Annotated in this window: 6 protein-coding genes; 5 read left to right on the top strand and 1 reads right to left on the bottom strand. The window is 63.1% G+C overall.

Annotation, left to right across the window (positions count from 1 at the left end; genetic code table 11):
• The first annotated feature begins 354 nt into the window (after window positions 1-354).
• The 5 genes from ABYB95_RS15070 to ABYB95_RS15050 are packed head-to-tail and all read left to right on the top strand — an operon-like array spanning window position 355 to window position 4,673.
• Window positions 355-1,200 carry an ABC transporter substrate-binding protein gene (locus tag ABYB95_RS15070; RefSeq protein WP_372659389.1) on the top strand — a complete coding sequence of 282 codons (846 nt, stop codon included), beginning with the start codon at window positions 355-357 and terminating at the stop codon, window positions 1,198-1,200.
• On the top strand, window positions 1,197-1,898 hold the full coding sequence (locus tag ABYB95_RS15065) for an ABC transporter permease (RefSeq protein WP_372659388.1): 702 nt from the start codon (window positions 1,197-1,199) through the stop codon (window positions 1,896-1,898). Before ABYB95_RS15070 ends, ABYB95_RS15065 begins: the two co-directional genes overlap by 4 nt.
• A 36-nt stretch (window positions 1,899-1,934) precedes the next feature.
• Window positions 1,935-2,648 carry an ABC transporter permease gene (locus ABYB95_RS15060; protein ID WP_372659387.1) on the top strand — a complete coding sequence of 238 codons (714 nt, stop codon included), beginning with the start codon at window positions 1,935-1,937 and terminating at the stop codon, window positions 2,646-2,648.
• A gap of 4 nt (window positions 2,649-2,652) precedes the next feature.
• Window positions 2,653-3,831, top strand: a complete 1,179-nt coding sequence (locus tag ABYB95_RS15055; RefSeq protein WP_372659386.1) for a succinylglutamate desuccinylase/aspartoacylase family protein — start codon at window positions 2,653-2,655, stop codon at window positions 3,829-3,831.
• Window positions 3,832-3,872: 41 nt separating this feature from the next.
• Window positions 3,873-4,673 (top strand): ABC transporter ATP-binding protein, encoded by an 801-nt coding sequence (locus ABYB95_RS15050; RefSeq protein WP_372659385.1) that lies wholly within the window; start codon window positions 3,873-3,875, stop codon window positions 4,671-4,673.
• Window positions 4,674-4,708: 35 nt separating this feature from the next.
• On the opposite strand, the gene ABYB95_RS15045 is transcribed toward ABYB95_RS15050, so the two are convergent.
• The coding region (locus ABYB95_RS15045) for a penicillin acylase family protein (protein WP_372659384.1) at window positions 4,709-6,211 on the bottom strand (1,503 nt) is incomplete at its 5' end.

The following is a 6,211-nucleotide window of genomic DNA, read 5'->3' as shown; positions in this document are numbered from 1 at the left end:
TGTATATTATGTAAATAATAAGATCGAAAACCCGGCACAACTGCGCGCAAAGGGTTCACCACTGAATGCCGTCCACCCGCACGGCAAGCTGCCTTTCATGCTCTTGCGGCGAATACGCACTCGCGCCGCCGCCGTGCAACGCCTGCGTAGGCGTCGCGACGGGTCGTACAGGCGCTTGGTGGAGTGTCCGCATGCACGCACTGGCCCGATTCATGCATCTGCAGTCTGGCTAATATGAGGGGAAACACCTGTTTGGCTACGCCCAAAAGGCACGGGCCCCACGCCTACAATGAGCCGCTTATATAGCCCTGGGCCTCCGCACCGGGCAAATTTTTTTGAAATCGAAGGACTGTGATGAAAACCCTGCTGTTCTCTTTGAGCTTGATTGCATCGGCTGCCCTGGTGGGTTGCGGTAAATCCGAACCTCCGGTGCCGGCCGCCCCCGCTGCTCCGGCCGAGCCCGCTGCAGCGGCTCCGGCTGCCCCGGCCGAATTGCCCGAACTCAAGGTTGCCATCGACCCCACTTACGAACCTTTCACCTTCAAGACCGCCGATGGCAAGCCCACCGGTTTTGATGTCGATATTGCTGAAGTGCTTTGCGCAGAAATCAAACGCAAATGCGTCTACGTCGAGCAGGTGTGGGACAGCATGATCCCCGGTCTGCAGGCCAAGAAGTACGACGTGATCGTCAGTTCCATGTCGATCACCGATGACCGCAAAAAGGTGGTGGATTTCACAGACAAGTACTACAACACGCCCAGCCGCATCGTTGTCAAAGCCGATACCGCCTTCACCGATCTGGCCTCGCTCAAAGGCAAGAGCATTGGCGTGCTCAAAGGCAGCACCCAAGAGAAATACGCCATGGGTGAGCTCAAGCCGGTTGGTGTGAAGGTGGTGCCATACGAAGCCCAGGACCAGGTCTATCTCGATATCAAATCGGGCCGCCTGGACGGTACCGTGGCCGATTCGGTGGAGGTCACCGGTGGTTTCCTCAGCAAGCCCGAAGGTCAGGGCTACGGTTTCGTTGGCCCATCGCTCAGCGACGTGAAGTACTACGGCTATGGCATAGGTATCGCCTTGCGCCAGGGTGAGACCGAGTTGCGCGACCAGCTCAATGCCGGCATCAAAGCCATTCGGGCCAACGGCACCTACGACACGGTGAGCAAGAAATACTTCGACTTCGACGTATACGGTGATTGACGGCTGACGTTTTGTCGGGCTACTTCGCATCCATCCTGCAGGGCGCCCTGCTCACCGTGGGCGTGTCACTGGCGGCCTTGGTGGTCTCGGTGGCGCTGGGCTTGCTCGGCGCCGCCGCCAAGCTGTCGGGGCGGCCGCTGCTGGTCACCCTGGCCACGGTGTACACCACCTTGGTGCGCGGCGTGCCCGAACTCGTCCTGATGCTGCTCATTTTTTACGGCGGCACGATCGGACTCAACAACCTGCTGGAATGGGCGGGCAGCGGTTCCAGTGTGGACATCAACCCGTTCTTTGCGGGGGTGCTCACCATCGGCTTCATCTACGGCGCCTACATGACCGAGACCTTTCGCGGCGCCATTTTGTCCATTCCCAAGGGCCAGATGGAGGCCGCCTGGGCGTTTGGTATGGGCAATGTACGCACTTTTCTGCGCATCACGGCGCCTCAAATGGTGCGCTACGCCCTGCCCGGTTTCACCAACAACTGGCTGGTGCTGATCAAGGCCACGGCTTTGATCAGCCTGATCGGCTTGCAAGAGATGACCTACCTGGCCAAACAGGCCAGCGCCGCGACCCGCGAACCGTTCACCTTCTTTCTGTTCGCGGCCGGTTTGTTCCTGCTCTACACCTCGATTTCTTTGTGGGCCTTGCGCTGGCTGGACCGGCGCTACAGCATGGGTGTCAAACGTGGGCGGGCTTGATCGTGGTCCACTCGCCCCGCTTCGGAGTTGCCTGATATGAAGTGGGGCATCATTTTCGAACCGGACACGCTGGCGCTTTACGGCCAGGGTGTGCTGACGACCTTGAGTCTGCTGGGCTCGTCCTTGCTGGTGGGCGCGGTCCTGGCGCTTTTTTTCGCGCTGGCACTCACCAGCTCCATCGCGCCACTGCGTGCGGTGGTGGCGGCCTATACCTTCGTGATCCGGGGCACCCCGCTGCTGATTCAGGTTTACCTGATCTATTACGGGTTGGCGCAGCTGGAGTGGGTCCAGTCGCGGTGGGACGACGTCTGGCCCTGGACGCACTTCAAAGAACCCTTTTTCTGCGCCCTGCTGGCCTTCAGTCTGAACACGGCGGGCTACACCGCCGAAATGCTGGCCGGCGCGATCCGGGAAACCGCCGCCGGTGAAATCGAGGCCGCGCAGTCCATGGGCATGAGCCGGGGTATGGCTTTGCGGCGCATCGTGTTGCCCAGCGCGCTGCGCCGCACCCTGCCGGCTTACAGCAACGAGGTGGTGATGATGCTGCACAGCACCAGCTTGGCCAGCACCGTGCCGGCCATGCTCGATATCACCGCCGCTGCCAGCCGCATCTATTCCGACTACTACCTGCCGTTCGAGGCCTATATTTTTGCGGCGGCCATTTACCTCACCATCACCTTCAGCCTGGTGGGTGCTTTTAAGTTGACCGAACGCCGTTTCCTGGCCCACCTGGCGCCGCGCGGGCACTGATTCCATGGCTTCATCAACCGTCCATGCGTCCCCGGTCCAGCGCCTTGAGCACCCGCTGCTGGGCGCCAGCCTGGGCAGCCAGAAAACCCTGGTGAGCTTTCACTATGGGCGTCCGGATGCACGACCCAAGGTCTATATCCAGGCCAGTCTGCACGCCGACGAACTGCCGGGCATGCTGGTCTGCCACCACTTGCGCCAGCACTTGGAGCAAGCAGCGTTGGCGGGGCGCCTGTCAGGCCAAGTGGTTCTGGTACCGGTGGCCAACCCGCTCGGTTTAGCCCAACGCTTGAACCACAAGGCCCTGGGCCGCTTCGAGTTCGACACTGGCGAAAACTTCAACCGCCACTACCCGGATCTGGTGCAAGCGGTGTGGCCTGCCGTACAAGGCCACCTGGGCGCAGACGCGCAAGCGAACGTGGCGGCGGTGCGCCAAGCTGCGACCGCTTGGTTGAACAGCTGGCAGCCCACCTCCGAATTGGAGAGCCTGCGCCGAGAATTGCTGCTGCTGGCCCACGACGCCGATCGGGTGCTGGATTTGCACTGTGACGCCCAAGCCGCGCTCCACCTGTACACCGAAGAAGCCTGCTGGCCCGCCATCGAACCGCTGGCCCGGCTGCTGGGTTGCCAGGCTGTGCTTCTGGCCAAAGATTCGGGTGGTGGACCGTTTGACGAACGCCTCTCCGGCCTGTGGTGGCAGCTCAAAGAAAAGTTGGAATCGGCTGGCGAAGACTGGCCGCTACCGCAGGCTTGCGCCAGCACCACGGTGGAGCTGCGGGGAGAAGCCGAGGTGTCGCATGCCTTGGCGCAACAAGACGCCCAGGCCATCTGGCGCTACCTGGAACATATGGGTGTGTTGACCAGAGACGAGCCGACGGCATCGCGCGCCCTGCCTGCCCTGCCCTGTGCTGCCACGCCACTGGCCGGTTCGCAAACCCTGCGCACAACCTTGCCGGGGGTGCTGGTCTTTCTGGCCCGGCCGGGCGAGCGCGTGCGCCGTGGCGACGTGGTGGCCGAGGTCATCGATCCGAGTGCGCCAGCCGCATCGCGGGTGCACCGCGTGCTGGCCGAAGTGGACGGTATGTTGTACGCGACCGTGCGCGAACGCTACGTATGTGCGGGCGGCGAGATCGGCAAAATTGCCGGCGCCACCCCGTTTCGCACCGGCGATCTGCTGGGCGCATGAGCGCTGCAGCAGCGCCCAGCCTTCTATTCTGAAAAGATGCCATGACCGCAGAAAAACCCGCCACCGAAAGCGCATCGTCCGTGCTGCTGCAGGTGGAAAACATCCACAAACGGTTCGGCTCAAACGAAGTGCTCAAAGGGGTTTCGCTGCAGGCGCGCGCTGGCGACGTGATCAGCCTCATTGGCAGTTCGGGATCGGGCAAAAGCACGCTGCTGCGCTGCATCAACCTGCTGGAAAAACCCAATACAGGCCGCATCGTGCTGGCGGGCGAAGAGTTGCAACTCAAGGCCGATCGCCATGGTGAATTGCAGGCGGTGAACGCCGCGCAGTTGCAGCGCCTGCGCACGCGGCTGGCCATGGTGTTCCAGCATTTCAATTTGTGGGCGCACATGACGGTGCTGCAAAACATCATCGAAGCGCCGGTGCATGTGCTGGGCATACCAAGGGATCAAGCGGTGGAAACAGCGCGTCGCTACCTGGAGCGGGTCGGTCTGCGCGATGTGGAGGATCGCTATCCTTCGCACATGAGCGGCGGGCAGCAGCAACGCGTAGCGATCGCTCGGGCCTTGGCGGTGGAGCCCGAGGTGATGCTGTTCGACGAGCCCACCAGCGCGCTCGACCCCGAACTGGTGGGTGAAGTGCTGCGCGTGATGAAGCTGCTGGCCGAAGAAGGCCGCACCATGCTGGTGGTGACCCACGAAATGGGTTTTGCCCGCGAGGTGTCTTCGCACCTCATCTTCCTGCACAAGGGCTGTATCGAGGAACAAGGCGTGCCGGCCGAAGTGTTGGCGCACCCCAAAAGCGAACGCCTGGCTCAGTTTCTTTCCGGCAATCTGAAGTAGCGCCTGCCGCGTCGGCGGCGCCAATGCCGCTGCGGTCAGGGCCTGAGTTCCAGCGTCGATACCCACTCTGTGGGCTGCATCTGAAGCGCGCGGTATTGCACCTTGGCCCAGGTCGGGCTCATGTCGCGGTAGCGGCTGGAAAACACGTGGCCGCTTTGGCCAGTCTGGTAGATGAAGCGCGAATTCTCCAAGTCGGACAGGTCGTACAGCGCGCGCAGGCTGGCCGCATGCCGGTTCGCAAAAGGCGCGTCGGCCTTGTCCAGATGGTATTGCCCCACGTTGAGGGTGAACGGGTCTCCGCCGGTGGGGACGCGCACCTCGAACCACGGGGCCAGAGCCGCCACGCTGCTGAACGGCCGGTGCACCGAGATCGCCGGGTGCGCCTCGCCCCAGCGCCAGGCCGCCACGTCGGTGCCGTAGGCCGCTTGCAAGCGGTCGAGCGCGCGCGCCAGGGCCTGCGCGCTGGCCTGGGCGCAGCCGGTTGGTCCACACCAGCTGGCGTCATCGCGCTCCAGAATGCCTTCCACCGCGTTGCGAAACAGGCGTTTGCCATACAGCGCCACGAACCGTGCCCGCCCCAGTTTGGCGCCGAGCACGCCACGGGTGAACTCGTCGATCCAGGCGGTGTAGATCAGGGGGGCGGCCTGGTCGGCACGCATGTCGCCATTGAAGCCTTCCAGGCTCTTTTGAGCCGCCGCTGCCAGGGGGTGGCTGGACTGGGTTTTCAGAAGGTAGGGCAAGAGGCGCAGCGTGGCCCGGGATGCCTGGTCGCCCTGCATGGCCTGAAAAGACGGCAAGCTGTGCTTGGGCGTCTGGGCCAACAGCTCGGTGATGCGTTCCATGCGGTAAGGCGGTGCCCAGTCCTGGGTGATGAAATGCGGGTAGTCGGCGCTGTGGACGCGTTGGTTGGCTGTGGCGATCCAGCCTTGCTCTCCGTTGTCTTGCGGCGTGGCGTCGAACGGCAACCAGCCACTCCAGTCGTAGCGGGCGTCCCAGCCGGGCGCGGGTGCGATGCCACGGATGTCGTTGACGGGTGATCGCACCGGGATCTTGCCCACCGCCTTGAACGCGATGCGACCGCTGCTGTCGGCCATGACGGCGTTTTGCATCGGCGAATGGAAATGCCGAAAAGCCTCCAGCAGTTCGTCGATAGACCCGGCGCGGTTGGCGCGCAAGGTGGCGATCACGTTCTGGTTGTCGGCTTCCAGCGCCGACCAACGCAGCGCCAGCGCATAGCGGTCGGTGTCGATCACTTCGCCATAACGCGCCTGTGCGTCGCTGATCACAGGCCCATGCCGGGTGCTGCGCAAACTGCGAACCACGTCGGCCTGCCCCTTTACCCGGAAGGTCTCGGTGCGTTGCTCGAACGATGCCCATGCCGATGTGCCGTTGGGTGACGGAACACGGTACTCGGCGGGGTTGTCCGGGTTGATCTGCTCCAGATACAGGTCTTGCACGTCTGGTCCGGTGTTGGTGAAACCCCAGGCCACGCGGGCGGTGCGCCCCAAGACCACGAACGGTGCCCCGGGCAGCGTCGC

The sequence above is a fragment of the Hydrogenophaga sp. genome, assembly GCF_041633695.1.
GTDB lineage: Bacteria > Pseudomonadota > Gammaproteobacteria > Burkholderiales > Burkholderiaceae_C > Hydrogenophaga.
The sequence above is the reverse complement of the archived record's forward strand: the minus strand, read 5'-3'. Positions and strand labels throughout refer to the sequence as shown.

Bases quoted from the DNA above. Each gene is read 5' to 3' on its own strand.
- ABYB95_RS15070 (WP_372659389.1), top strand. From the start codon at position 355: ATGAAAACCCTGCTGTTCTCTTTGAGCTTGATTGCATCGGCTGCCCTG.
- ABYB95_RS15060 (WP_372659387.1), top strand. From the start codon at position 1,935: ATGAAGTGGGGCATCATTTTCGAACCGGACACGCTGGCGCTTTACGGC.
- ABYB95_RS15055 (WP_372659386.1), top strand. From the start codon at position 2,653: ATGGCTTCATCAACCGTCCATGCGTCCCCGGTCCAGCGCCTTGAGCAC.
- ABYB95_RS15050 (WP_372659385.1), top strand. From the start codon at position 3,873: ATGACCGCAGAAAAACCCGCCACCGAAAGCGCATCGTCCGTGCTGCTG.